Source organism: Euzebyella saccharophila (assembly GCF_014855495.1).
GTDB classification, from domain to species: Bacteria; Bacteroidota; Bacteroidia; order Flavobacteriales; family Flavobacteriaceae; genus Euzebyella; species Euzebyella saccharophila.
Genome location: NZ_JACYFJ010000001.1, coordinates 504643 through 531616 on the forward strand (window position 1 = coordinate 504643; position 26974 = coordinate 531616).

Below are 26974 nucleotides of genomic sequence, written 5' to 3' on the forward strand. Positions count from 1 at the left end.
TCTTACATTTTAGGAGCCCCACGGCTATTTTACCCACTTCATAATAGCTAGTTTGTCAACAGTTTGGCCTTTAGGACACTACAAATAAGTCGACTTTCACAACATTATACCCTACCCGCTACATGCTATTGGCGTCCTTTGCGTTAGAATAGATACTAATATACGGTATAACAAAACGTTTTTAACCAACCCGTTTTTACCATTTACCAAGTTCTACGTTACTTATGCGAAGCTTACTAAAATTGTTCATTATATTGTCAATCATGGCAGGCTTTACCAGTTTTTCCCCTGGAAAAAAATCTGTTCTTAGTACCTCTATTTCTTTAGCCGAGGAGACCCCCCCCCTGTTTGCACTAGACAATTTACCTCCTACTTTCAGCAACTGCCCACCTTCTGATGTAAACACATCATACACCCCTGGCGTTTGTGGTGCAACGGTAACATGGACGCCGCCAACAGCCTCCGCCGATGCGGTAAGTGTCACCAGTAATTATAGCCCTGGGGATTCATTCTTACCAGGAACTACAGCCGTAGTTTATCGTGCGGAAGACGCTTCTGGCAACGTGACAACTTGCTCGTTCAATGTTACGGTGGTAGATAGTGAAGACCCTATTTTTGTGACATTTCCAACGGATGTTACACTAACGGCAGACCCAAATACCTGTACAGCACCTCATACATGGGCCGAACCTACGGCTTCGGATAATTGCCCCCCAGGTGAAGGAGTAGCACCGGTTCTTCAAGATTTTGAATCTGCAATCAATCAATGTTATACGTTTACAAGGGCATCTATTACTAATGGAGGACAAATCAACGGCACCAGAAACATGGAGGCCACCACCATATCTAGTAGCAACTTTTTTACAAGCTCATTGGTGACACCGGTTTTTTATTTCAATGGTTTTGGAGAAATCTCTTTTTCTCATAGGATATCCGCGGTTTCCAACTCACCGTCTATTCATTTGGATGTTCTCGATGAGAATGGTAATGTAGTTACAACAAGTTTTTTTAGCTCAACTTATACCGATACGAATGTTCATCAAGAAATTGTCCCCTTTAACTTAATAGGAAATTACCAATTAAGAATTAGATATTCTTCATCCAATCTTTTTAACTCGGGTATGCGGGCCTACCTAGATGATTTGTTGATTCCAGGTACCATTGTTACCAATATTAACAACACGGATTGTGATTTAGCGGATTATGTTATTTTACGAACAGATGGAACAGGATTAAACAGTGGGGATCAGTTTGATATCGGCACCACCACCATCAGATATACAGTAAGGGATGCTTCTGGAAACTTTGCCGAAAGATCATTTAATATTACGGTAGAAAATGATGTGAACCCACCTTCCGGATCTACCGAATATATTTATTGTGAAGGCGAAACGCCGTCAACTATGACAGTAAGTGTTGATATTTCCAGTGGCGAAACGGCAAATTGGTATGATGGAGGTGGTAATTTGGTAGCAACCAATACCACTAGCTATACACCACCTGCCTCGCCTGATTTTTATAGAAATTTTGTGGTATATAGTCAAAATGCAAATGGTTGTTCCAGTGAAGACTTTTTATCAATAGATTTATATCAAATACCACGCCCTGCACCCCCAAGTGTTACAAGTCCGGTAGAATATTGTGTGGGAGAAACTGCTAATCAGTTAGCGGCAACGGCACAACCTAACCATACCCTGCAATGGTACACAGTAGTTACAGGTGGTACGGCCAGTGGTACTGCCCCTACACCAAGTACTGCTAGTGCAGGTACAACCTCATATTATGTTAGTCAAATAGATGACAGCACAGGTTGTGAAAGTATCAGAGAAGAAATAGAGGTTGTTGTATACGCCTTACCTGCCGCGCCTACATTGGTTCAAAATACCGTAAATTATTGTATTGGTGACACCGCACAACAACTAGATGATTATGTGCAATCTGGAAGCAACCCCACTTGGTACGATGCGGCCACAGGCGGCTCTGTTATACCCGGTACTACCGTTCCTAGTACTGCAACAGCTGGTACAACTTCTTATTGGGTAAGCCAGACAACCTCGTCTGCCAATTGTGAAGGATCGCGTAGAAGATTGAACATTGTTGTTCATGATCCTCCTGCCATAAGTTCACAGCCCACAAATCAAACCGTTTGTGAAGGCGAAAGCACCAGTTTTACTGCAAGTGCCAATAACGCAGCCACTTTCCAATGGCAATTTTTTGATGGTTCCACTTGGGTGGATCTTAGCGATGATACTACTTATTCCAATACGACCACCTCTACGTTGAATATTTCTAATATGGCTGTTGGCTTGGATAATTCACAATATAGAATGGTAGCTTCCAGTACTTCGCCCACTTGCACCAATGCTATTTCGAATGCAGCCACCCTAAACGTAAATACGGCCCCAACAGTTCCAATTAGCAGTGGAGATATTACCGAATGTGCACAAGACCCTGTACAAACCATATCGGCCTCTGCCACGCCTCCTGCAGGTTCATCCCTAGTTTGGTATGATGCCCCAACTGGTGGAAATACAGTGCCCAGCCCAACTTTGAGTTCCATAGGAAGTGTTACATATTATGCCGAGAGTGTTGACAATACAACTAGCTGCACAAGCGCGTCAAGAACTGCCGTAACATTGACCATAGAACCTATTCCTGCTGCTCCAATGAGTAGTGGTGACGTAATAGAGTGTGAGCAGAACCCCATACAGACCTTAACTGCTAACGCAACGGCACCAGCAGGCACCACCATTGTTTGGTATGATGCAGCAACCGGTGGAAATACCGTTGCCAGTCCCACGTTAAGTTCGGTAGGCACTGTCACCTATTACGCAGAAAGTGTTAGCTCTGGTAACGGATGTTCGAGTGCCACTAGGACTGCAGTAAGCCTAACAATTGAGCCTGCACCAAATGCACCTGTAAGTGGAGGGGATATTACCGAATGTGAACAAAACCCAATTCAGACCTTAACAGCAAGTGCAACTGCTCCGGCAGGAACTACCCTGGTGTGGTATGATGCTGCCTTTAAAGGTAACACCGTAGCCAGTCCTACTCTTAATTCAGTGGGTACTATTACTTATTATGCAGAAAGTCAGGATAATTCCACCGCTTGTCCTAGTCATACAAGAACAGCAGTGACCCTGACCATTGAATCTATTCCAGTTGCGCCAACCAGCGGTGGAGACCAAACGGAATGTGAGCAGAACCCTACCCAAACAATGACCGCCACTGCCACGGCACCGGCAGGTTCTACGGTAGTCTGGTACGATGCTCCATCAGGAGGAAGTATGGTCGCTAATCCAGATTTAAATACGGTAGGTACCATAACCTATTATGCGGAAAGTAGAACCAATAGTAGTGGATGTGTTAGTGATACCAGAACAGCAGTGTCCCTAACCATGAATGCTAGGCCTACCATTGCGATAACCCCAAATTCCCAAACTTGTTCCGCAGACCTTACCACATACTCGGTTTCGGTTGATGTAATTAGCGGTACCGTAACCTCATCAGAAGGAACAGTAGCTGATAATGGGGGTAATAACTGGACCATTTCCGGAATAACCTCGGGCAACAATATTACCGTAACGGTAACAGACGTGAACGCATGCTCAGAGAGTATTGCTATTAATGCTCCTAATTGTGCATGTCCCACGGTAAACGCTCCTACAAGCGGAGGGGATCAGGTGCAGTGTGAACAAAATCCTATCCAAACGCTTACTGCAACGGCAATAGCTCCAGCAGGCGCAAGTGTCCTATGGTATGATGCCCCAACCGGAGGTAATACAGTTGCTAGTCCAACACTAAATTCCGTAGGAACAATTACCTATTACGCAGAGAGCGAAGACAATGTGAATGGGTGTACCAGTGCCACACGCACCCCGGTAAGCCTTACTATCAACGGTGCCCCCAACGCTCCGGTAAGTGGAGGTGACATTACAGAATGTGAGCAGAACCCGGTTCAAACATTGACCGCCACGGCTACCGCTCCGGCAGGCTCTTCCATTATTTGGTATGATGCGCCAACAGGGGGAAATATAGTAGCCAGCCCTACCCTCAATACAGTGGGGAGCATTACGTATTATGCGGAAAGCGAAAATAACGCTTCAAACTGTACAAGTCTCAACAGAACACCGGTTACGCTAACTATTGAGGCAACACCATCAGCACCCATAAGTGGTGGTGACGTTACCGAGTGTGAGCAGAACCCAATACAAACCTTAACTGCAAGTGCTACAGCACCAGCCGGTTCCAACATTGTTTGGTATGATGCGGCAACCGGAGGAAATGTGGTGGCCAGCCCCACTTTGAACTCAGTTGGTACGATTATCTATTATGCGGAAAGTGAAGATAGTGCTTCCGGGTGTGTAAGTGACAGCAGAACTCCCGTCACTTTAACAATTCAAGATACTCCAGATATATCTGTTGCATCAGGTCCAGTATGCTCTGCAGACCTCACCACGTACGATGTAACTGTAAACGTAAGCGAAGGAAACGTCACTTCTTCCGAGGACACCGTGGTGGACAACGGAGGTAATAATTGGACCGTCTCTGGCGTAACTTCTGGAAACGACATCACCGTAACAGTTACCGGGCCCAACAGCTGTACCCAGACTTTAAATATAACCGCTCCGGATTGTAGTTGCCCTGTAGTGGCCGCTCCTACAAGCGGTGGAGACCAAACGGAATGTGAACAAGATCCAATTCAAACATTAACGGCAACCGCAACCCCTCCCGCAAATGCAACAGTAGTATGGTATGACTCAGCTATAGGTGGAAACGTAGTGGCAAGCCCAACCTTAAATTCCGTTGGAAATATCACTTATTACGCTGAAAGTAGACAAAATGTGACCAATTGTGTAAGTAGCACCAGAACAGCAGTGACCTTGACCATTGAAGCTGCTCCAACTGCCCCGATCAGTGGTGGTGATATTACGGAATGTGAGCAAGACCCTATTCAAATTTTAACCGCTACTGCTACGGCGCCACCTGGTTCCACCGTTGTTTGGTACGATGCCGCGTCCGGAGGCAATGTGGTTGCCAGCCCTACCCTAAATTCAGTTGGAAATGTAACATATTACGCCGAAAGCAATAATAATAGCACCTCTTGTTCCAGCTTAACAAGAACGGCTGTAAGCTTAACAATTGAACCCGCTCCAGCAGCTCCGATCAGCGGAGGTGATATCGTGGAATGCGAACAAAGTCCAGTTCAGACTTTGACCGCATCAGCCACCGCTCCTGCCGGTTCTACAGTGGTTTGGTACGATGCGGCTTCAGGCGGAAATATTGTTGCAAGTCCTACCTTAAATAATGTTGGCACTATTACCTACTTTGCACAAAGCAATGACAATACATCTTCTTGCTCGAGCCATCTAAGAACTCCGGTCTCATTGACCATTCAAGACACTCCGGATATCTCGATAGCCTCGGCAGCTACTTGTGCACCCGATCTGTTGACTTATGAAGTATCCGTTAATGTAAGTGAAGGCATTGTTACTTCAACTGAGGGAACCGTGGTAGATAATGGAGGAAATAACTGGACTATATCTGGGGTTACCACTGGAAACAATATTACTTTGACCGTAACCGCTCCAAATTCTTGTACGCAAACTTTGGATGTTACAGCGCCGGATTGTAGTTGCCCTGTTATACCGGCTCCTACGAGTGGTGGTGATCAAACAGAATGTGAACAAAACCCGATTCAAACATTAACGGCAACCGCAACACCTCCGGCAGATGCAACCATCATTTGGTATGATGCTGCAACAGGTGGAAATACAGTCGCTAGTCCAACCTTAAATACTTTAGGCTTCATTACCTATTATGCGGAAAGCCGGCAAAATGTCACTAATTGTGTAAGTAGCACAAGAACTCCAGTGACCCTTACCATTGAGGCAACACCTGCTGACCCAGTTAGTGGAGGAGACCAAACGGAATGTGACGCCAACCCAACACAAACACTTACAGCAATAGCCACAGCTCCTCCTGGATCAAGTATTGTTTGGTATGATGCCGTAACAGCGGGCAATGGAGTTACAAACCCAAATCTAAGTACCGTGGGTACGGTGACCTATTATGCAGAAAGCAGAGATAACACCTCTGGATGTACAAGTTATAATAGAGTTCCCGTAACCCTAACTATACATCCGTTACCCAATGTGGTTGCAAATGCTACCACCACCTCCATAAACGCAGGGGAACCTGTGACATTGACAGGTTCCGGTGCAGATTCCTATGTATGGGACAATGGAGTGACAGATGGCGATACCGTATATCCTTTAGTAACCACTACCTATACCGTGATTGGTAGCGATTCAAATTCATGTGAAAATACAGACAGTGTAACGATTGTGGTTCAAGCTACTTCCGATTTACGATTGGAAAAGAACGTGGATAATACTACCCCAAATGTTGGTGATACCGTGGTTTTCACATTAACAGCATTCAATGATGGGCCAAGTGACGATACCGGAGGTAGTATTATTACTGATATTCTACCTATAGGCTATTCATATATCTCGGATACCGGAAGTGCTGCTAATGGATTCTACGACCCCGTTTCCGGTCAATGGACCCTGCCGGCCCTTGCCAATGGTAATTCAATTTCAATTACTATCTCGGCAACAGTAAATGCCCCTACCAGCGCAGTCAATGAGTATTTAAATAGAGCAGAAGTAACTACAGTGACCCATTACGACTCAGACTCAAGCCCGGCAAATGATGATGGGGACCAAAGTGAAGATGACGAGGCTTCTATAGCTATCGTTCCTCAAATGGCAGATTTAGAGCTAAACTCTACGCTTTCCCAACCAAGTGGTAACCCAGGTGATACAATTATGTTGACAATTGATGTTAGCAACAATGGTCCGGATACGGCAACCAATGTTTCAGTAGAAAACTTGATCCCGGTAGGTTTCACACTTGTAAATATCAATAACGGTGGTTCCAATTCAGGAAATAATATAATCTGGAGCGGACTTAATATACCAAGTGGTTCTACTGAATCCTTGAGTTTTGAAGTTACCGTTAACAATCCTACGAATACATCAAATGAATATTTAAATATAGTTGAGGTGATTCAGGTGGATCAATTTGATCCTGATTCTATACCAAATAACGATGATGGTGACCAAAGCGAGGATGACGAAGCCAATGCCAATTTTATTTTACAGTCTTCCGATATAGAATTGATAAATACAGTAACGCCTGATTCCGGCAACCCTGGCGACCCATTAACATTCTCCATTGAAGTAATCAACAACGGGATAGATACCGCTACAGGCATTGATATTGAAAATATGGTTCCTTCTGGATTTACCGTAACCTCCATCAATAACGGTGGACTTCAAACGGGGAACCAAATTCTTTGGACAGGAATTTCTGTGCCTAGTGGTTCAAGTCAAGTTTTGACCTTTGAGGTCACAATCAATGTTCCAACAAATACCAATGGTGAATATTTCAACACGGTTCAAGTTGTTGCTGTAGACCAATTAGACCCAGATTCCAGCCCAAATAATGATGATGGCGACCAAAGTGAAGATGATGAAGATAATGCAGAGATTGTACTTATTCCAGCAGATTTAAGTCTTTCAAAAAGATTGAGCGCATCTTCCAATCAAAATCCAAATGCCGGAGACAGGGTGATGTTCGAAATATTGCTTACCAATGAAGGACCAGGCTTGGCAACAAACGTTACCGTAGAAGATGTGATTCCATTAGGATATCAGCTTATCAACATTAGTAATTCAGGAATTGCAACGGGTAATAGAATTAATTGGAATCTAACTTCGGTATCAGTAGGGACCCAAGTATTGAGTTATGAGGTGCAATTAAATGCGCCCACCAATACTTTGGACGAATACACCAATATAGCCCAAGTTACAACATCTGACCAGTTTGATCCGGACTCAAGTCCGAATAATGACGATGGCGACCAAAGCGAAGATGATGAGGCCAACTATACTATTAATGCACCTACTGTTGACTTGGAAGTTTACAAAACAGTAAATAAAAACCAAACATTCTTTGGCGATACAATTGTATTTACCGTAAGTGTTACCAACAACAGTAGTTATGACGCTACCAACGTGGGCATTGAAGATATTTTGCCTAGCGGATATACCTATTTGAGCAGTACGGCTACCGCAGGAGCCTATGATGTTTCCATTTCATTATGGGAAATTCCGGTAATCACTATTAGGCAAACGGTGTCCATGGAAATGACGGTGACCGTTAATGAAGATGGTCCATATACAAATATTGCTGAATTGATTTACGTTGATCAGATCGATCCCAATACAGCCAACGACAGAGCAGAATCAACTCCGGAAATAACGCAATCTGTGTGTTTAACAGTCTATAATGAATTTTCTCCTAACGGAGATGGGACCAATGAAGTGTTTTTCATTGAATGTATTGAACAATACCCCAATAACACACTTACAGTCTATAACAGATGGGGAGCAATGGTGTTCACCGCCCAAGGATACGACAACACATGGGACGGACAAACCAATAACCAAAACACCATTAGTTCCGACAACCAATTACCGGTAGGAACCTATTACTATACTTTGGATTTAGGTGATGGAACCACCACTCCAAAATCAGGTTGGTTGTATATCAGCAGGTAATTAAAAAATTGTGATGAAATTATTAAACCCATATAAAATACTGGCCTTACTTCTACTGGGAACTTTCTATGCAAATGGACAGCAAGACCCACAGTATACCCAGTATCAATACAATCCTTTGACGGTAAATCCGGGTTATGCGGGGTCAAGAGGACATCTTACACTGATTTCTCTCTATAGGAGTCAGTGGCAAGGAATAGAAGGTTCTCCGCAAACTATAACGTTCGGTATGGACACCCCGGTTGGCAAATTTGACGGGGTAGGCCTTTCCATCATTCAAGATGAGTTAGGTCCCGCCACAGAAACCTACATTGATGGTAATTATGCACATCAGTTGGTCATTAACAACAAGGGTCACCGTATTGGTCTTGGGTTAAAGGCAGGAATTCGGTTGTTCAGCTTGGATTTTACAAAAGGAATCAGAAGAGACCAAGATGATATTGCCTTCAACGAAAATGTAAATGGGAAGGTACTGCCCTCAATTGGTGCCGGAGCATTTTATTATTCAGAGAAGGCATATATAGGACTATCTGTACCCAATTTATTTCCATCAGAACATTATGACCGGGAGATTGAGATAAAAGCGGACGAAAGTCTTCATATCAATTTAATCGCAGGATATGTATTTGATTTGAACGAATCCTTAAAGTTCAAGCCTTCCCTATTTGCCAAACAAGTGTTTGGGGCTCCAATATCCGTTGATGTTTCAGGCAATTTCTTGCTATACGAAAAACTAAACCTTGGCGTTAATTATAGATGGGATGATTCTGTGGCAGCCATTTTTGGGCTGCAAATTTCACCCCAATTTAACCTTGGTTATGCCTATGATTATACCACCAGTGGACTAAATAATTATAATTCGGGTACCCATGAAATATTCTTGAGGTACCAATGGATATCGAGACTTAACAGACTAAAATCCCCTAGATTTTTCTAACATCCCAAATCATGAAAAAACTATTTACCTCATTTATTCTAATTTACTGCTTGAGTCTTGGAGCACAAGACCTTCAAGATATCGGTTTTCAGGCTTCCCCACCTTATGAAACCGAATCATCTATGGTAACTTCATTTGACACGGCCCTATCCATAGGAGAATCCTTTGAAGAAGCGGCCGAAAAAAATGGAATTGCCTACAGAACCTTTAGCGAATTGGCAGGGGTTGAAAACGGCTATTACATTGTCTCAGGTGTTTTCAGTGATGATAAAAATCTAGCAAAGTCAATTAAAAAATTGAAGAAGAAAGGTTTTGAAAATGCCGGCTCTATAAGCAATGAAAGCAATGGTCTACATTACCTTTATTTGGCATATTATCCTTTTGGTCTTGAAGCGGTAGATGCTTGCTCCTCTCAGCTAGATGGTAACTATAAGCAGGATGTATGGATACTGGAAGTTGAAAACAGCAATGAAATTGGGGGAGATAATTTAGAGGAAGTACCTCAAATTACATCAACAGACAACAATTTTAGCCTTGAGGAAGAAGCAGGATCTGTTTCTACAGGTATGAAAATTCATGAAAACGTAAACAAGACTAAGTTGATTCAAAGGGCCGACCATTATTTTGATAAAATGTGGTATGCCGAAGCTGCAGAACTCTACGAAGAGGCTTTGTCCAAAGGGGATAAATACCGTTCAAAAGACATTGTCCAAAAGGCCGCCGACGCCTACTATTTTAATACAAATATGGAAAAAGCATATGAGTGGTACCATGTTCTGTACGAGAATTATGGAAAAGAGCTCTCTGCCGATAATATTTTTAAGTATTCTCACTCTCTTAAAGGAACCGGAAAATATGCCCGCTCAAAAAGATTGATGAAGCTTTATGATAAAAAGGTGAAGGAAGAAGGGTTGGACAAGCCCAAAATTGAGCGTAGTGAAATGGTATTGGATAATATTTTAGGCAACGAAAGGGAGTTGGAACTAAAAAATTTGGCCATCAACACTAAATACTCAGACTTCTCCCCTATGTTTTTGGATTCAAGTCAAGTTGTCTTTGCTTCTGCTAAGGATTCTTCCATCTTTAGTACCAGAACGTACAAGTGGAACAATCAGCCGTATCTTGATCTTTACGTTGCCAAAATAAATGAAGAGAATGAGGATTTAAAAGACGCTATTAAGTTTTCAAAAAAGATAAATACCAAGTACCATGAAGCCTCGGTTACGTTTAGCCCAGATAATACTACCATGTATTTCACCAGAAATAACTATGGTAAAAAACTAAAAAGGGATAACAAAGGGGTAAATCACCTAAAAATTTACCGTTCTACAAAGGTAAATGGGGAGTGGACAGAGGCCCAAGAGGTTTCTTTTAACAGTGATGACTATTCTACTGGGCACCCTGCATTAAGCCCTGACGGCAAAAAACTCTACTTTGTTTCAGACATGCCTGGAAGCATGGGCAAAACAGACATCTTTGTAGTGGACGTACTGGAAGATGGAAGCTTTACGGAACCAAGAAACCTTGGAAAAGAGATTAATACAGAGCAGCGTGAAATGTTCCCGTTCTTTAACGGTGACAAGCTTTACTTTTCGTCAGATGGGCACGTTGGCTTAGGCGGATTGGATGTTTATGAGTCCGTTTATGATGAAGAGGAAGGATTTCAAGAAGTTAAGAACTTGGGCAAACCTATCAACAGTAATAAAGACGATTTTTCCTATATAGTCAACGATGAGAACCAACAGGGTTTCTTCGCCTCCAACAGAGAAGGAGGAAAAGGAGATGATGATATTTATTCCTTTAAAAGGCTTACCATTGAAGAGGTTCCAACGAACCAAAATGCAATTGCCGGTGTAGTAACCGAGCTAACAACCGGAGATGTTATGCCAAAAGCCTTGGTAGAGCTTCTTGATGAAAATGGTATAAAACTGATGGAAATGGAAACGGAAGAAGATGGTAGTTTTGTTTTTGAGGATTTGGACAGTGATACCAAATACACCATTAATACGGTTAAAGACCAATATGTAAATAATGAAATGGAAGTTTCTACTTTAACCAACGAAACAGTTGAAGTTGATGTTGCCCTTAAGCGTTTAGAAGACATGATTGCCCTTGAAGATGGAATCAAGAAAATTAAAACGGATATGATCCACTTCGATTTTGATAAATCATACATAAGGACCGATGCCGCCAAGGAGTTGGATAAATTGGTAAGCGTGATGAAGGAATATCCTGGAATGGTTATAAAAATTGAGTCCCACACAGATAGCAGAGGTAGTAGGGCTTACAATGAATATCTCTCGGACCGAAGGGCGAAATCTACCAGAGACTATATCATTTCACAAGGTATAGACCCTGAAAGAATTGAAAGCGCCACCGGATATGGAGAAAGTAGATTGATCAACCAATGTGATGGGACGGTTAGATGTACGGAAGAAGAACATTATTTGAACAGACGTTCTGAATTCATTATCACAAAAATGTAGAAATCAATAAACCAAACTTAATAAATAGACCGCTACCCAAAAGGTAGCGGTTTTTTTATTTCATTTGTTTTGTAACCATTTACTTGATTCCAAAACCTTTAGGCTGCTTTATCCATACAACGGGTAATTGAAACAGTTTGCCGAAATTGAACAATATGCCGTTCACCCAGTCTGATTCATTGACCGTTCATCCAATTTTTAAGGAATTAGGTAGATAACTAACCACCTTTGTATCAGAACTTAAAATTTGAAGGTATGAGAAAAATGTTACTTGTCAAAGAAATCTACTTAGAAGCTTTTAAAGATTGGACTTACAGATTACTAAAAAAATATTTCAAGGCGTACACTTGGTTTTGCTTTGCTTTATTACTCATTGTAATCTATGCATTCATATATAGGCTTTCTACGGGCTTTGCATTCGTTTAAGTAGAATTCTAAAAAAAGAAACGCCCCGCACAATTGTGCGGGGCGTTTTGTTTGCTCTGTATTCATCAATCAGATCAATTGGCTACTTGCCCAAAACGTAGGGTTTTAAGTATAGCCTCCAACTCAAATACATCATTACGTTTTTCCGTGGCAGGGGCAAAAACAAAGCCTTCCAATACCAATTTCCTATCATTTTCCTTATCGTTTAGAATATAGGTCAAAAATGGTCCCGCCATAGGATAATTTTTAATATCCCAAAGCCCGCGAACTTCTACTCCTTTTAACCCACCGATCTCCGTTGGATAGATAAAAGGAGCGTATGCAGGCTCAGTACGCATATAAGTGACTTTTCCTGCCACATCTGGCCCTGGAATATACTTTTCCCCTATAGAGTCTCTCATGGCCACTATATCCCTTACAAGCGTTTCCTGATTATTGAAACTGTCTCCTGGCATGGCGTATACCAAAATATTGGCAGTGCCTTTATGAATTTCCCTGTCTATCCAAACAAAGTTATTTTCGTGCTTGCCTACTTTATAAATGGAAGGTATTTTTAAGGAGATACCAAATTCATCTTCCAATACGGTACCTTTATTTAAGGAGCGCTCAAATCTTTTCTGGGCAGCAGCAACTTCAACACTCCTAAAGGATTCAATGATTTCCGGCGCCTTGATGTTCAGGTTCTCCAATATTTCAGAATTGGTAGTGCCCTTTATCACTCCTACCCTTTGGGGAGATGCATACATATCCTTTTTAATGTGGGCCAGATCTAAGGAGTCTTTGGTTACATAAAGTATGGACCTTGTGTTTCTGATCGATCCGGTAAAAAAACGTGGGTCTATTTGGTCTATGCTAAAAAGAGGTTCGTCCATAGGCATGCCCACGATTGGGGCAGCAAAGTGTTTTCGAATACTGTCTCCCACGTGGCCTCTCCACAATTCATTGTCTACCACCGCAACCATTGAATTTATGGCTCCTGTGGATTCGGGTAAATAGCTGGTGTTCTTGTTTTCCTTACAAGAAAATAATAGGGTCGTAAGGAGTAAAAATAGTGTTCCGCTGTGTTTCATTTGTTCTGTTGATTTACGATGGACATGCGCACAATTTCAATTTTGTGCCTGGTTTTAGGTTTTTACCACTAATACCGTTCCATTTTCGTAAATTTTCGACAGTAATTCCAGGATATTTTTTTGAAATGGTCCATAAGGAATCCCCACTTTGTACCGTATGTGTTTTTGTTCCCGGAGGAAAAGACTTGGGTTGAGTGGATTTGTTTACCGAACTCACCGCAGCAGCACCGGGCGTTCTCCTAGGAAAAATAGTCAAACGCTGACCAACTCTCAAATCATTGCTTCTAAGACCGTTCCATCTTTTAAGTTGGCTAACACCTACACCATACCTTTCGGCAATCTTTCCAAGATAATCACCACTTCTAACCTTGTAGCGGATCCTATTTTCTTCGGCTTGCTTAACAAGTTGAGGTAAAGGGCTTTCCTTGCTTTCCAACTCTTTTTTAATATGATTATAGATGGCCTCCTCGTTCGCTACAAATTTTCCAATGGCACTTTTAGGCAATCTTAATGCATACTTTTTACCCTCTACAAAGGGTACTACATTTAATTTATAGGAGGGATTCAGAAGTCTAAGTTCCTCCTTGCTAACATCTACCAATTCTGATATTTGGTCAAATGTAATTAGGCTTTTTACATGAACGGTGTCCGTTTCAAAATAGGGTCGCTCCACCTTCTTGCCCCTTAATCCATGTTCTTCTGCGTATTCAAAGATGTACATGGTTGCCAAAAATGCCGGTACGTAACCTGCCGTTTCCCTCGGAAGAAAGCTACGCAGGTTCCAATAATTTTTGTGTCCTCCAGACCTTCTAATGGCTTTGTTAACATTTCCTGGGCCCGAATTATACGCTGCCAGGGCCAAATCCCAGTCCCCGTATATTTCATAGAGTTTCCCTAGAAATTCGCAGGCCGCCCTCGTGGATTTTATAGGGTCGCTACGCTCGTCTACATAACTGGATACATTAAGTTTATACTGCCTTCCCGTTCCGTACATGAACTGCCATAAACCGGTAGCCCCAACCCTACTTCTAGCCCTTGGGTTAAGGGCAGACTCCACTATGGAAAGATATTTCATTTCCAAAGGGATATCATGATTGTCCAATTCCTGCTCAAAGAGTGGAAAGTAAAACTGGCTTGCCGTAAGCATTCGCTCCATTAAATCCCTCTTTCTAAAGAGAAATGATTTTATTACATTTTCGAGGGATGGGTTGTACTCTACGTTAAATGGAGTTTTTTGGTTCAACTTGGCCAAGCGAGCCTTTAGAGTATCCGTATCCAATGCGGTAGGATATTCCTTTTCGTAATCAAGATTGACAATTTCTCGATGCATTTCATCGGAAAGCGACACATTTTGATATAATTCCTTCATCCAAAGGCTATCATATCTTGCTGCTTCTTCATGGTCTTGAAGATTGTACTTCTTCATTACCTTGTCAATAACCAAGGAAAGTCCGTCATTCATCTCACTGGAATCAACGGCCATCTCTTCCATCTGCTCCACGCCATTTAAATCCATGGCAATCGTATCCGCTCCCACTTCTTGCTTCATGGCCAAAAGAGAGTCTCTCTGAGCCTCTTTTCCGGAATCTTTCTGTTGGGCAAAAACAGGCAACGTAAAAACGGACGCAGCCAAACAAACCAAAAATTTAGTACCTGTAATCATAGTCTATAGTCTAATCCTAAGTGAGGGCTATGGTTCTAAAACCTACGGATTCAATAATATGCAAACAACATAAAGTTGCATATTTTTTGGCAAATAGAAAATAGCCAAAGAATTTTGCCGGAATTTTGCCGTTGCCCTCACTTATCGATAACGAGCTATCTACTCTATTATTGCAGCAATGCCGGGAAGGGTTTTGCCTTCTAAACTTTCTAGCATTGCACCACCACCGGTAGATACATAGCTAACTTTGTCCTCAAACCCAAACTGTTTTACCGCAGCAACAGAATCACCGCCTCCAACGAGGGAAAATGCGCCGTTTTGGGTAGCTTCATCAATATAATTTCCAACCGCTATAGTGCCCTTTGCAAAATTTTCCATTTCAAACACTCCCACAGGACCGTTCCATAAAATGGTTTTTGCCTCAAGGATAACCTCTTTAAAATTGGCCAACGTTTTTGGTCCCGCATCCAATCCTTGCCATCCGTCAGGAATTTTATCTACGTCTACCACTTGGGTTTCCGCATCATTGGCAAAATCATTGGCTGCCAAAACATCTACAGGAATATGAACTTTTACGCCTTTGGTTTCTGCCTGTTTTAAAATCTCAAGGGCCAATTCCATTTTATCATCTTCACAAATGGAATCTCCTACAGAACCTCCTTGCGCTTTGATAAAGGTATAGGTCATTCCTCCACCAACTATCAAGTGATCAACTTTATCAAGAATATTTTCTATAATGGTTATTTTAGAAGAAACCTTGGCGCCTCCTAAAATGGCAAGTACAGGTTTTTCCCCGGTGCGCATAACCTTTTCGATTGCGTCAATTTCCTTGGCCAAAAGATATCCAAAGCATTTATGTTCAGGAAAAAACTCTGCCACAATAGTGGTAGATGCATGGGCACGGTGTGCTGTGCCAAAGGCATCGTTCACGTAAATGTCTCCCAATTTACTTAGTTTTTCGGCAAAATCTTTGTCCCCTTTTTCTTCTTCGGCATAAAACCTTAGGTTTTCCAACAGCAAAACTTCTCCCGGTTTAAGGGCGGCAACGGCCTCTTCTGGGGTAGAACCCACACAGTCATCCACAAATTTTACGCTCACACCAATTACTTCAGAAACTTTATTGGCAATATGCTGTAAAGAAAGTTCCGATTTCTTTTCTCCTTTTGGTCTACCCAAATGGCTCATTAAAACCGCACTTCCGCCATCTTCCAAAACCTTTATTATGGTTGGTTTGGCAGCTTCAATTCGGTTGGCATCCGTAACTTCAAATGTTTCATTTAAAGGAACATTGAAATCAACTCGGATCAAGGCCTTTTTATTCTTAAAATTAAAATTGTCTATCGTTTTCATGAATAAGGTTTTAGAGAATGGCAAATGTAAATAAAAACGAGAAAGACTGGTAATGGATAAGCGTAAGTATTTGGATGCCGTACATAAGACATTACCAAACAAGACAGCCACTTCGCATTATTGCTAAAGTTGATTGCGCCTATTTTTACGCAGCAAAATAGCTCTACTAAAAAAACTATCTTTGGCAAATGTTGTTCAAAGATATTTTAGGTCTTACCCATATTAAAAACCATCTGGCCACCAGTGCAGATGCTGGTAGAATTCCACATGCGCAACTATTTGTAGGGCCTGAAGGTTCTGGTACTTTGGCCATGGCCATTGCCTATGCCCAATATATTATTTGTTCCAATTCTCAGGGTGAAAATGAGGGTGGTAACGAAGCTTGCAATTTAAAATTCAATTCCATTTCCCATCCAGATATGCATTTTGCCTTTCCGGTATCCAATTCCGATAAGGTGAAATCACATGCGGTAAGTGATCATTATATGGAAGAATGGAGGCAATTTATCCTTGAGCAACCCTACGGCAATCTTTTTGATTGGTACCGCTTAATCGGTATAGAAAAAAAGCAAGGTCAGATTGGTGTGGACGAAGCACAGGATATTGTAAAAAAACTGAGCTTAAAGTCCTATGAGGGCGGATATAAGGTCATGATTATTTGGATGGCCGAAAAAATGAACACAGCTGCCGCCAACAAACTGTTAAAACTAATTGAAGAGCCACCAAACAAAACAGTCTTTATACTAATTGCCCAAGATGAGGAGCAAATTATACAGACCATTCTTTCCCGTTGCCAAATTTTACATTTTCCTCCTTTGGCGGAAGACGCTATCGCCAATGCCCTGATCGAAAAAGGAGTTGCAGAGGAAGAAGCCATGAGAATTGCACACGAAGCCGACGGAAATTTTAATAAGGCCTTGGATTTTGTGAACAACGATTCAGAAGACCTGGTCTTTGAAAAATGGTTTGTTCAATGGGTACGAAGTGCATTTAAGGCCAAGGGCAATAAGGGTGCGATACACGAACTTCTATTGTGGAGCGATGAAGTTGCCAAAAACGGCCGGGAAACCCAAAAGAATTTTTTACAGTATTGTATAGCGGTCATGAGGCAGGCCATGCTTATAAATTTTAATGCCAAGGAGCTTGCCTTTATGCGAATACATGTAGACGGTTTTCATCTGGAGAAATTTGCGCCCTTCGTTCATGAAAATAATATTCTGAGTATAGTGAAGGAATTGGAAGACGCCATTTATCACATAGAAAGAAATGGCAATTCTAAAATTATTCTCACCGATCTTTCCATTAGACTTACGAGATTACTGCACAGAAAAGCTGCCTAGAATTTGCATTGGTCTCATGGTATTTCTTAACTTTAAGTACAACCAAAAGACCGGCCATGGTACATTTAGAGAATTTTTCCGCTGAAATACTTCTTCTTTTATTTTTGATAATCGTCTTTTTACAGAGTGGAATTGATAAGATTTTTGATTGGAAGGGAAATGTTACTTGGTTAAAAGACCATTTCTCCCAAACCCCCTTACAAAAATGGGTGCCATTTCTTTTATTCACCATTTTGATATTTGAGACTGTTTCCGGTATACTTTGCGGGGTGGGTCTTTTGGAAATTATAGTATACGGTAAGGCAGAATATGCTTTTTATGGAAGTGTTCTTTCCTGTATTAGTCTTTTAATGCTGCTATTCGGTCAACGTCTGGCAAAGGATTATGAAGGCGCCAAAAATATTGCGGTCTACTTTATTCCGGCGATCATACTTGTGTATATTTTAAGGACATAAAAAAAACCTTCTCCATTTAAATTTGAAGAAGGTTTCCTAGAAATAAAAATCGTGTTGATTTACTTCTTGTATTTATCGTTTAGAATCTTGACGATTTCATCCGTTAGATCATCTGCCTCGTTACCGTACAAAACGCTTCCGCCATCTCCACCACCTAAGATATACTGGTAGTTATTGGCTTTTCCGTAGGCTTCGATCTCCTTTTTCACTTTGCTAACTACGCTATCCATTTGCGTTTGCCCGGCAGCCTGAAGCTGTTGGTCTTCCATTTGAAGCTGTTGCCCAATCTGCTGCCCTTTCTGCTGCATTAAACCATACTCCTCTTGTGCCTTTTGTTGAGAAAGGTTTTGAGCCTTTTGCTGAAATGCTTGTGCCTCCATCTGAAAAGCTTGGGAAATACTGTCCCTTTTTTTTGTAAGTGCTTCGGCCTTTGTCTTAAACTCTGCCTCTACATCTATTTTTTCTTGATACTCGTCCATTAGTTTTATGTTATCTACATAACCAATTTTTTGTTGTTGACAAGAAACTACTGCTAGAGCAAATACTGCCCAAACTAAATTTTTCATTTGATCTGAATGTCTATTAAGAATAATCTTCTTTTAATTGTTGCGCAAAAATAGGAAAGGTTTTTTAATAGCAACCTGATTAAATAAAATAGTACGCTACCTTATGAATGACCAGAAGATGAACAAACAAGAAATATAAGAAGAATTTATAGAAGTTCTCACTCGCAATTGTCAAACACTATACAAAATTGCTTGTTTTAAGGGTCTTTCCTGGGTTTTATCAGACGGCCTTAACGATTTAAGCTTGTGAAATAAAAACACCGTTAAACAGCAGATGAGAGCCAAATCCAACAGAAATAGGATTTATGACTTGCGTAGAATATATATAGCCGAAGAAAACTCTCCAGTAAGCAACCCCATAAAATTAGAACGTGCACCTATGTAAAGTGCCTTGAAAAAATTTTGTTTGCCCGTTTTGTACTTTTCAGATAAAAGAGAAACATAAAAAGCATCAAACCACATGGGCTTTCTTTTTATTAGACTGAATCCATGCTTTGCAAAAATCTCCTTAATAGCATTAGAGGAAAAATGCCAAAGATGTCTTGGCACATCGTAGGCTGCCCAATATTCTTGATAGTGGTCTGCGTCAAAAGATTTAAAATTGGGTACAGCTATAACTAAAGTACCGTCTTCTTCTAAAAGCAAGTTGAGTTTTTTAATATCCGATTCCAGATGGGGTAAATGTTCCAAAACATGCCAAAGGGTAATAATCTGAAACTTCTGTCCTTTTACATCATCCAAGGAAGAAACCAACTCTACCTTTTTTTCCCTTGATTTTAACCTAGCATCTAAACTTGGTTCCATCCCATTTACAAACCAACCGGTATTTTTAGCTTGAACCAAAAAATCCCCAGTTCCAGCCCCTACGTCCAATAAAGACTTATTCTTATTGTGCACGAATCTAGCAATCATCCGCACCTTCATCCTTAGGCTAAACTTCTTGACTGCTTGATATAATTTTTCGGTAAAAGTACGGTCGGCATCGGAATGAGAAATGTAGGAAGCACTTTGATAATATGAATCTAATTTCTCCGGTTTTGGTTCGGTCTTCAACATATCCAATTCTTGATCATGGACTAATTGAAATTTCTCCCCGCTAACTGAAAAATCTTCAGTCTCTAAATAAAGTTTCATTGTAGTTGTGGATGGTCAGGTATTCCTCTTTTAAAGCTCGAAGATATGCTAAAACAGATTCTTTTGAAAATGAATCTTTCACTAAACAATCTGTTTGCTCATCACTATAGACCTCTATGGCTATATACCATCTGTCCCTTCTAGTAATTTCTTCCGCAGGCACAAATTCTTCGTTATCCTCTAAAGCCAATGCCCTACTAACGGCTACATTAAAAATTATAGGGGCCAAGTTCAACGTTTTATTTGGTATGGACACCTCATAAAATGCAAAATAGTACTGATCCTGATCTATCATGAAAGGAACATCGTCTTGCACATTGAACCCTTGTAATTGAAATTTTGTGTTGACGTAGTCATAAAACTCATTTGCTTTTTTAGAATCTTCAAAAATGAAAAAGTTTCTTTTTGATAGACCTTTCTAAAATCGCTTCCCCTTAGTAACCTTAAAATCTTTAATTGAAGGAGCTACACGAACAGGAATACAAGATGAAATCACGAAAAGCAACAATACAACAAATAGGGATTTCATTATGAACACTTAAATGGTTTCTCTATTTGTATGCAAAATTAGACCAAAATAATATCCTAAGACAAGAAAATTTTTCCAGAAATTTATCAAATAGAACCACTTGTTCCACGTGGAACACTAAAGCGTTTTATCTATCAAATCAACTTCAAGCAACTGAGAAACTGCTGTTCCTTGAGACCTTGCGAAGGACAAATTAGATGTTCTTACAAAAGTAAAATGTCCTTTTCCACTAAATGCCCTAACTACATAACCATCATTTTTAGTCTTGTTACCTACCGCCGCTACAGGTCCCCAATCTGAGTTCTTCCACGACCTAACTGGAAAAACTACGATATAATCGGGCGCAGTTAAATCTAATGTAGCACCCCAAATTGGAGTGCCAAAAAATCGTAGCAATCGTCTAGATTCAGCCTTTTTTACTAAAAAAGCATTGGAATAACCCACCAAAAAAAGCCCCAATACAGACATAAAAACAAGTTGAGCCCATGGCGCATTATGGTTAAAAAGATAGTATACCGTTACAAGCAACAGAAAATAACCCAATATGGTAGCCACCAAGGGCTTCTTCTGAACAAATAACACCTCTTCCATTACCTCCCTAAATGAACAAGCAAAACACTTATATCCGACGGATTTACCCCACTAACCCTAGAAGCCTGGGCTATGGTCACCGGCTGAATTGCATTTAATTTTTCCCGGGCTTCAAAGGAAAGCGATTTAAGCTGGGAATAATCAAAGTTAGAGGGAATTCTAACGTTCTCCAGTCGCTGCAATTTATCTGCATTGGCTTTTTCCTTTTCAATATAGCCTGAATACTTAACCTGAATTTCTGTTTGCTCCAATACTTCCTTATCCAGTTCATTTGACTGAACAAATGAAGAAACCTTATCAAGTTGAAGCATATGGGCCATTGTTACCTGAGGCCTAGAAAAAACCTTGAACATTTTATCAGGTTGTTTGACCAATGACGAATTAACGTTTTCCAATATTGGATTTATTTCCTCCGGAAGAAAACTCGTTTCTTTAAAAAACTGTAGAAATAAGCCTGACTTCGATTGCTTTTCCTCCATTCTTTTTAACCTATTCTCACCAGCCAGACCCAATTCAAAACTTCTAGGTGTTAATCGTAAATCAGCATTATCCTGTCTTAAAAGTGTTCTGTATTCCGCACGGGAGGTGAACATCCGGTACGGTTCTTCCGTACCTTTTGTGATTAAATCGTCTATCAAAACACCAATATACGCCTCATCTCTCTGTAAAACGAAAGGGTCTTTTTCGTTAACTTTTAAGTGAGCATTGATACCAGCCATCATTCCTTGTGAAGCGGCCTCCTCATAGCCAGTAGTACCATTGATTTGACCTGCGAAATAGAGATTTTCGACCAATTTCGTTTCCAAGGTGTGCTTGAGTTGCGTTGGAGGAAAATAATCGTACTCTATAGCATACCCAGGTCTAAAAAACTTAACGTTTTCGAAGCCCTTTACAGACCTCAGAGCCTTAAATTGTATGTCTTCCGGCAGAGAGGTAGAGAATCCATTTACATAAACTTCAACCGTATCCCAACCCTCGGGCTCGACAAAAATTTGATGGCTATCTTTATCAGCAAACCTGTTAATTTTATCTTCAATACTTGGACAATACCTAGGACCTAAACTTTTGATCCGACCATTGAACATTGGTGACCGATCAAATCCTTCACGTAGCAAACTGTGTACCTCCAGACTCGTATGAGTCATGTAGCAATCCCTTTGAATATCTAGAACAGGGGTGTTTAAATAGGAAAATTTTTCTGGCCTTTTATCACCAGGTTGAGGAATCATAACGGAATAATCCAGACTTCTACCATCCACCCTAGGAGGCGTACCTGTCTTCATTCTTCCAGACTCAAAGCCTAATTCCATTAACTCCTCTGTAATACCAGTTGCAGCTCTTTCTCCTGCCCTACCGCCACCAAATTGTTTCTCTCCAATATGAATAAGTCCATTTAAAAAAGTACCATTGGTTAGCACAACGGATTTGGACTTAATTTCAACACCTAAGGAAGTTCTAACTCCAACAATCCTCTCCCCTTCAATTACAAGTCCGCTCACCATTTCTTGATAGAAATCCAAATTAGGAATTCCCTCAAGAGCCAAACGCCACTCCTCTGCAAAACGCATACGGTCATTTTGAGCACGCGGACTCCACATTGCTGGACCTTTGGATTTGTTCAACATTTTGAACTGAATGGCAGACTTGTCGCTCACAATACCACTATAACCCCCAAGAGCATCAATTTCACGAACAATTTGACCCTTGGCTATACCACCCATGGCAGGATTACAGGACATTTGCCCAATAGTTTGTAGGTTCATGGTGACCAAAAGGGTTTTAGAACCCAGATTGGCTGCAGCCGCTGCAGCCTCCGCTCCAGCATGTCCACCACCAACGACTATAACATCATACATTTCTTGAAACATATCAACCTCATTTATTTAGAATGTTCCACGTGGAACATTCCAATTTTTTCATTCTCTTTCTGTCGCATTACCAAAGCATCCTTATCCGATTTATCTTTATATCCTGATAAATGTAAAACACCATGGGCCATTACTCTTTTCAATTCCGAGTAAAACTCAACTTCAAAATCATGTGCGTTCTCTTTGACCCTTTCTATAGAAATAAAAATATCACCACTAATACTATTTCCCTCGCAATAATCGAATGTAATGATGTCAGTTAAAGTGTCATGATTTAAATACTTCATGTTGATGTCCCACAGGTAATCGTCATTACAAAAGATAAACGTAACGGGACCCACGACCTTGGTTTCCGAACTGATTATCCTACTTACCCAATCGGAATACTTGGTTGTGTCCAACTCGAAAATAGATTCAAAATGAAACTCAATCATCACCTTTAAAATACTCTTTAACCCTGTTTTGGTAATTTTGCCGCAAAGGTAAAGCTTGTCTATTTAAAATCTCAATTTCGTTGTTATAGTTGTCTAAAAAGGAAGGTTTTGAAATAATAGGATTCACAAACTCTTCTCTTCCAGTATAACTTTCCCGTTCTGATTTCTTTCCTTGTTTTAAAGCAGCATTCTCAAGCTTTAACAACTGATGTTGTATCTGATTGATACGTTCAAGGTTTCTTGCAGTAATACCGTTTTCCAATAAATCATTTTCAAAGTTTTCCATTTGACGGGCTAGCTTTTCCCCTAAGCGTCTATCATCTTCATTAATCATGTTACGCAACTGTTCCTCCAACTGTTGCCTAATCATCTGTTGTTCCTTATAAATCTCGTAAATTTCATTCATCTCAGATTCGCTTGTTCCCTGTTGACCATTTCCTTTTCCATTACCATTTGAGGAGGCTCCCCTACTCCCATTATTTTCCTTTCCGTTACTACCCCCTGCATCTCCTTTCCCCTTTTGCCCATTTTGACCCTTTTCAGAACCTTGCCCATCAGCGCCCTTACCCTTTTCTCCTTTTTGACCACTAGAGCCAGAAGAATTTCCATCTCCTTTTTTGCCTTTCCCGGACATCTTCTCTTGTAAAGCACTTTGGCTTTGAATAATATCCGGTAATTGAAAACCATCTCCTTCTCCTTGGCCCTTTCCTTGTCCGGACATCATACTTTGATTCATATTATCGAGAATTCTTGCTAGAAAATCCGCTAAACTATTACTTGCCGTTAAAACGTACTTTTGATAGGAAGCCCCTTGATATATTTGGTTCTCAGCAATACTTTCTAAAGACTTATCAATGTTATAATATACTTCAGTAATTTGCTCATTTACAAATTCTGAAATTTCCGCCCTTCGAAGAGACAAAGAAAAAATACTATCGTCTACATGTTCAAACAACTCTCTAAGCCCTTGTTGGTCTTTTATGGTATTAGAAAATTGTGGATTATCACTGTCTACATCCTCAAGCCTATCATACAGACTTTCTTGCTTAAATGAAAACGTGACTAAGTTATCTAGAATTTGTCGCAACATCTCCGCATCTTCAGCATCCGTAGACTCACCACTACTAGAAGAAGATTGTTTCAAACTACTGGCCATTTCTTCCATCTTATCGGCAGCCGACTCCTGCTTCTTGCTTGCCTTCTTTAAGCCATCTTCCTGGTCGCCTCCCTCGTTACTTTGTTCAATTCCATTATGATTTTGAAGATCTTCCAATGCACTTTTCTGGTCCTCTTTAATACCCTCTATATCCTTTTCATTAACCTTAATATTCAGCGGCTTCTTCAAGTTATTGTTATCCTCCTTCAACTCATTTAACTCCTTTTCAATATCTTCAAAATCCTCGTTAAGCCTTTGTTGATCCTTAATATCAAAATTATCTCCTAACCTCATTTTAGACAAATCATCTTGGCGTTCTGAAAGCTTCTGAAGTTCATCACTTAACTGCTGTGCTTTCTCCTCGGTATAGTATCTTTTCATCAACTCCACCAACTGCTCAAGGTTTCTATCACTACTTTGCTGTTTCTTGGCGATTTCCTCTAACCTTTTGGTTAACTCCTCTTTTTGTATCTTATTAGCAATCTTATCCAATTCTTCTAACAATCGCTGATTCATCTTCGCTTCCAATTCCTGTCTCTCCAAGCGTTCTTCCAGCATATGTTTCATTAGATCATCCCTATCGCTTTTTTCAAGATTCTCTTTTAACTGTTTACTAAACTTTTCCATCTGCGCCTCTTGCCGCTGCTGTCGCTTGAGGAAATCCTTCACTTCAGATTGATCATTGAAACTCAATTCCTTCTTTTCCTTTTGTCCCTCGCTTAATTCCTTTAAATTTTCAGTTTGTTCCTTAGATTCCTTACGTGAACCGTCTAAACTTTTAATAAGATTTTCCTGTGCCTGTAATTCTTGTTTATTCAACTCTGAATCATCAAGTAACCCTATATTGAAAACCTGACTCTTTACCATCTTACCACCTTTGAGGCCATCATTATCTTTTACGGTAAAATAAAGTCCGTAACCCTTCCCCTCTTCCAAATCCAAACCAGACGGAAACGTGTAATAAAACTGTTCAAAATTTGTATTGGGCGTACTTATCTTTACTGTTTTTTCAAGGTCAGGATTACTGCTGGGAAAATAAACCAATGCAACTTCCTTTACCTTGTAATCATCACCTACCTCCCCGGCATAATATGCAACGTTGGGATTAAGCGAATCTAACATTTGATTAACCTTTATCGTAGGAGGAGCATCCTTAATAACCTTCAGATTATATGCTAGTTTTTCAAAATTATGGACCTCTAAATTAGACGTGCTTAATTCATAGTACAGACTGGAATAAATACTTTCCTCGAGTTTAAACCTATCTCTTGACTTTGTAAAACTTTGCACGGTGTCTCTGGTAATCAGTGAAACTTTATCTGTATTGATTGCATCCACATTCCATATAACCGATGTTCCCTCTGGAATGGTAGCATTGCCTGTGGCGCTTATTTTTTCGTTCTGTTTGTCCAAATACTTGGGATAAATAAGTTCGAGATAAAAATTATTGATTGATGGCGTGTTGATCACCGAAAGTTGATATTCCTTGGAAATCACATTAGAGGTAACAAATTGAAAAACATTTGAAATTAATGGGGGCTGAAAAGTATATTCATACCTACCGTTATTTTTTTTCATTAAATACTCTTCCCCATCTACCTTAATCCAAATCTGTTCTGGTTGCATTTCGCCCATAGTGCCAACAACCACCGTAAAAGGCTCATTATCGTATGTTTGCAGGCTTTCGTTCATTAAAAGAAAACTAAATGGGGCAGGCGGTTCATAAGCTAATTTATAGTTGACCACTCTATTGACAGACCCAAAAAAAGTAGAATAATTACCAGATATAAACACTACTAGAAGTACAAGAATAGGTACTATTAAATACTTCAAATAAGAAAAACTTTCCTTTAAATTTATAGCATTGGAGAAAGGTACAGGATTCAATTTATGCGCTCGTTGTTCAATACTCGCAACCACAAGTTCTGCTTGACTACCGTTACCTGCCAGATCTAACAGATTGGAAAGCTTGTCCCCTACTTCCGGAAAATGTTTTCCTATCAAAACCGAAGCATCTTTATTCGAGATACCCTTTTTTAGCTTAAAAAGGTAAAATAGCGGCACTAGAACAAAACGATATAGCAAGATAGCTTGAGCCAACCCAAACAATACTAATAGTATAAGACGCCCTGTAGAACCAAGCCAAAGAAAATATTCCACAGAAGTAACCAGTAAAAAAATAGCCAAGCCGATAGCACAAAATAGAATTATACCAGTGAGTAGCATTTTGGTATAATACTTTTTACTGAACTCGTTAAGCTTTTCTACTATCCTATTATAACCATCCATACACTAACAAAGATAGGCAAAAACCAAGCCACCCTTTTGAAGATCAACAC

General features: G+C 40.5%; 16 protein-coding genes. 6 read left to right on the top strand and 10 right to left on the bottom strand.

From position 1 onward, the window contains the following. Nucleotides 1-263 precede the first annotated feature (263 nt). From IL355_RS02120 to IL355_RS19350, 4 genes are all read left to right on the top strand, one after another. Complete coding sequence (locus IL355_RS02120) at nucleotides 264-8630, top strand: Ig-like domain-containing protein (RefSeq protein WP_192460546.1); 8367 nt, start codon at nucleotides 264-266, stop codon at nucleotides 8628-8630. A 13-nt stretch (nucleotides 8631-8643) separates the two neighbouring features. After that, the gene (locus tag IL355_RS02125) at nucleotides 8644-9567 is read left to right on the top strand and encodes a PorP/SprF family type IX secretion system membrane protein (RefSeq protein WP_192460547.1); all 924 of its coding nucleotides are present in this window, start codon (nucleotides 8644-8646) and stop codon (nucleotides 9565-9567) included. An 11-nt stretch (nucleotides 9568-9578) separates the two neighbouring features. Continuing rightward, the gene (locus IL355_RS02130; RefSeq protein ID WP_225621086.1) at nucleotides 9579-12053 is read left to right on the top strand and encodes an OmpA family protein; all 2475 of its coding nucleotides are present in this window, start codon (nucleotides 9579-9581) and stop codon (nucleotides 12051-12053) included. A gap of 264 nt (nucleotides 12054-12317) precedes the next feature. Continuing rightward, nucleotides 12318-12479 (top strand): DUF6747 family protein, encoded by a 162-nt coding sequence (locus IL355_RS19350; RefSeq protein WP_317175474.1) that lies wholly within the window; start codon nucleotides 12318-12320, stop codon nucleotides 12477-12479. 74 nt (nucleotides 12480-12553) lie between these two features. On the opposite strand, the gene IL355_RS02135 is transcribed toward IL355_RS19350, so the two are convergent. The 3 genes from IL355_RS02135 to IL355_RS02145 form a co-directional block, all read right to left on the bottom strand. Further along, a complete protein-coding gene (locus IL355_RS02135) occupies nucleotides 12554-13549 on the bottom strand; it encodes a DUF4837 family protein (RefSeq protein WP_192460549.1) in 996 nt (331 codons plus the stop codon). 13 nt (nucleotides 13550-13562) lie between these two features. After that, nucleotides 13563-15212 carry a LysM peptidoglycan-binding domain-containing protein gene (locus IL355_RS02140; protein ID WP_192460550.1) on the bottom strand — a complete coding sequence of 550 codons (1650 nt, stop codon included), beginning with the start codon at nucleotides 15210-15212 and terminating at the stop codon, nucleotides 13563-13565. A gap of 159 nt (nucleotides 15213-15371) precedes the next feature. Then, entirely contained in the window at nucleotides 15372-16562 is a 1191-nt protein-coding gene (locus IL355_RS02145; protein ID WP_192460552.1) for a phosphoglycerate kinase, read from the bottom strand. A 188-nt stretch (nucleotides 16563-16750) separates the two neighbouring features. Between IL355_RS02145 and holB the strand changes: the two genes are divergently transcribed. Further along, nucleotides 16751-17902, top strand: coding sequence for a DNA polymerase III subunit delta' (gene holB, locus IL355_RS02150; RefSeq protein WP_192460553.1), 1152 nt, complete (start codon nucleotides 16751-16753; stop codon nucleotides 17900-17902). 56 nt (nucleotides 17903-17958) lie between these two features. Continuing rightward, nucleotides 17959-18357, top strand: coding sequence for a DoxX family membrane protein (locus tag IL355_RS02155; RefSeq protein ID WP_192460554.1), 399 nt, complete (start codon nucleotides 17959-17961; stop codon nucleotides 18355-18357). 59 nt (nucleotides 18358-18416) lie between these two features. Here the strand turns inward: IL355_RS02155 and IL355_RS02160 are convergent, their stop codons facing one another. The 7 genes from IL355_RS02160 to IL355_RS02190 all read right to left on the bottom strand — a co-directional run bounded on the left by IL355_RS02160 (nucleotide 18417) and on the right by IL355_RS02190 (nucleotide 26924). After that, on the bottom strand, nucleotides 18417-18923 hold the full coding sequence (locus tag IL355_RS02160) for an OmpH family outer membrane protein (protein WP_192460556.1): 507 nt from the start codon (nucleotides 18921-18923) through the stop codon (nucleotides 18417-18419). A 303-nt stretch (nucleotides 18924-19226) separates the two neighbouring features. Further along, entirely contained in the window at nucleotides 19227-20057 is an 831-nt protein-coding gene (locus IL355_RS02165) for a class I SAM-dependent methyltransferase (RefSeq protein ID WP_192460558.1), read from the bottom strand. Further along, nucleotides 20035-20352, bottom strand: coding sequence for a hypothetical protein (locus IL355_RS02170; protein ID WP_192460562.1), 318 nt, complete (start codon nucleotides 20350-20352; stop codon nucleotides 20035-20037). Before IL355_RS02170 ends, IL355_RS02165 begins: the two co-directional genes overlap by 23 nt. Nucleotides 20353-20703: 351 nt before the next feature. Next, a complete protein-coding gene (locus tag IL355_RS02175; protein WP_192460563.1) occupies nucleotides 20704-21177 on the bottom strand; it encodes a hypothetical protein in 474 nt (157 codons plus the stop codon). Beyond that, nucleotides 21177-23045: a tRNA uridine-5-carboxymethylaminomethyl(34) synthesis enzyme MnmG gene (gene mnmG, locus IL355_RS02180; RefSeq protein WP_192460564.1), complete on the bottom strand. Its 1869-nt coding sequence runs from the start codon at nucleotides 23043-23045 to the stop codon at nucleotides 21177-21179. The genes IL355_RS02175 and mnmG overlap by 1 nt, the downstream gene beginning before the upstream one ends. Nucleotides 23046-23056: 11 nt before the next feature. Beyond that, nucleotides 23057-23479 carry an rRNA maturation RNase YbeY gene (ybeY, locus tag IL355_RS02185; RefSeq protein ID WP_192460565.1) on the bottom strand — a complete coding sequence of 141 codons (423 nt, stop codon included), beginning with the start codon at nucleotides 23477-23479 and terminating at the stop codon, nucleotides 23057-23059. Then, nucleotides 23472-26924, bottom strand: coding sequence for a hypothetical protein (locus tag IL355_RS02190; RefSeq protein WP_192460566.1), 3453 nt, complete (start codon nucleotides 26922-26924; stop codon nucleotides 23472-23474). The genes ybeY and IL355_RS02190 overlap by 8 nt, the downstream gene beginning before the upstream one ends. Nucleotides 26925-26974 lie beyond the last annotated feature (50 nt).

What these genes read in the sequence shown, in the direction of transcription:
- IL355_RS02120 (WP_192460546.1), top strand. Translation starts at nt 264, where the DNA reads ATGGCAGGCTTTACCAGTTTTTCCCCTGGAAAAAAATCTGTTCTTAGT.
- IL355_RS02125 (WP_192460547.1), top strand. Translation starts at nt 8,644, where the DNA reads ATGAAATTATTAAACCCATATAAAATACTGGCCTTACTTCTACTGGGA.
- IL355_RS02130 (WP_225621086.1), top strand. Translation starts at nt 9,579, where the DNA reads ATGAAAAAACTATTTACCTCATTTATTCTAATTTACTGCTTGAGTCTT.
- IL355_RS19350 (WP_317175474.1), top strand. Translation starts at nt 12,318, where the DNA reads ATGTTACTTGTCAAAGAAATCTACTTAGAAGCTTTTAAAGATTGGACT.
- IL355_RS02135 (WP_192460549.1), bottom strand. Translation starts at nt 13,549, where the DNA reads ATGAAACACAGCGGAACACTATTTTTACTCCTTACGACCCTATTATTT.
- IL355_RS02140 (WP_192460550.1), bottom strand. Translation starts at nt 15,212, where the DNA reads ATGATTACAGGTACTAAATTTTTGGTTTGTTTGGCTGCGTCCGTTTTT.
- IL355_RS02145 (WP_192460552.1), bottom strand. Translation starts at nt 16,562, where the DNA reads ATGAAAACGATAGACAATTTTAATTTTAAGAATAAAAAGGCCTTGATC.
- holB (WP_192460553.1), top strand. Translation starts at nt 16,751, where the DNA reads ATGTTGTTCAAAGATATTTTAGGTCTTACCCATATTAAAAACCATCTG.
- IL355_RS02155 (WP_192460554.1), top strand. Translation starts at nt 17,959, where the DNA reads ATGGTACATTTAGAGAATTTTTCCGCTGAAATACTTCTTCTTTTATTT.
- IL355_RS02160 (WP_192460556.1), bottom strand. Translation starts at nt 18,923, where the DNA reads ATGAAAAATTTAGTTTGGGCAGTATTTGCTCTAGCAGTAGTTTCTTGT.
- IL355_RS02165 (WP_192460558.1), bottom strand. Translation starts at nt 20,057, where the DNA reads ATGAAACTTTATTTAGAGACTGAAGATTTTTCAGTTAGCGGGGAGAAA.
- IL355_RS02170 (WP_192460562.1), bottom strand. Translation starts at nt 20,352, where the DNA reads ATGATAGATCAGGATCAGTACTATTTTGCATTTTATGAGGTGTCCATA.
- IL355_RS02175 (WP_192460563.1), bottom strand. Translation starts at nt 21,177, where the DNA reads ATGGAAGAGGTGTTATTTGTTCAGAAGAAGCCCTTGGTGGCTACCATA.
- mnmG (WP_192460564.1), bottom strand. Translation starts at nt 23,045, where the DNA reads ATGTTTCAAGAAATGTATGATGTTATAGTCGTTGGTGGTGGACATGCT.
- ybeY (WP_192460565.1), bottom strand. Translation starts at nt 23,479, where the DNA reads ATGATTGAGTTTCATTTTGAATCTATTTTCGAGTTGGACACAACCAAG.
- IL355_RS02190 (WP_192460566.1), bottom strand. Translation starts at nt 26,924, where the DNA reads ATGGATGGTTATAATAGGATAGTAGAAAAGCTTAACGAGTTCAGTAAA.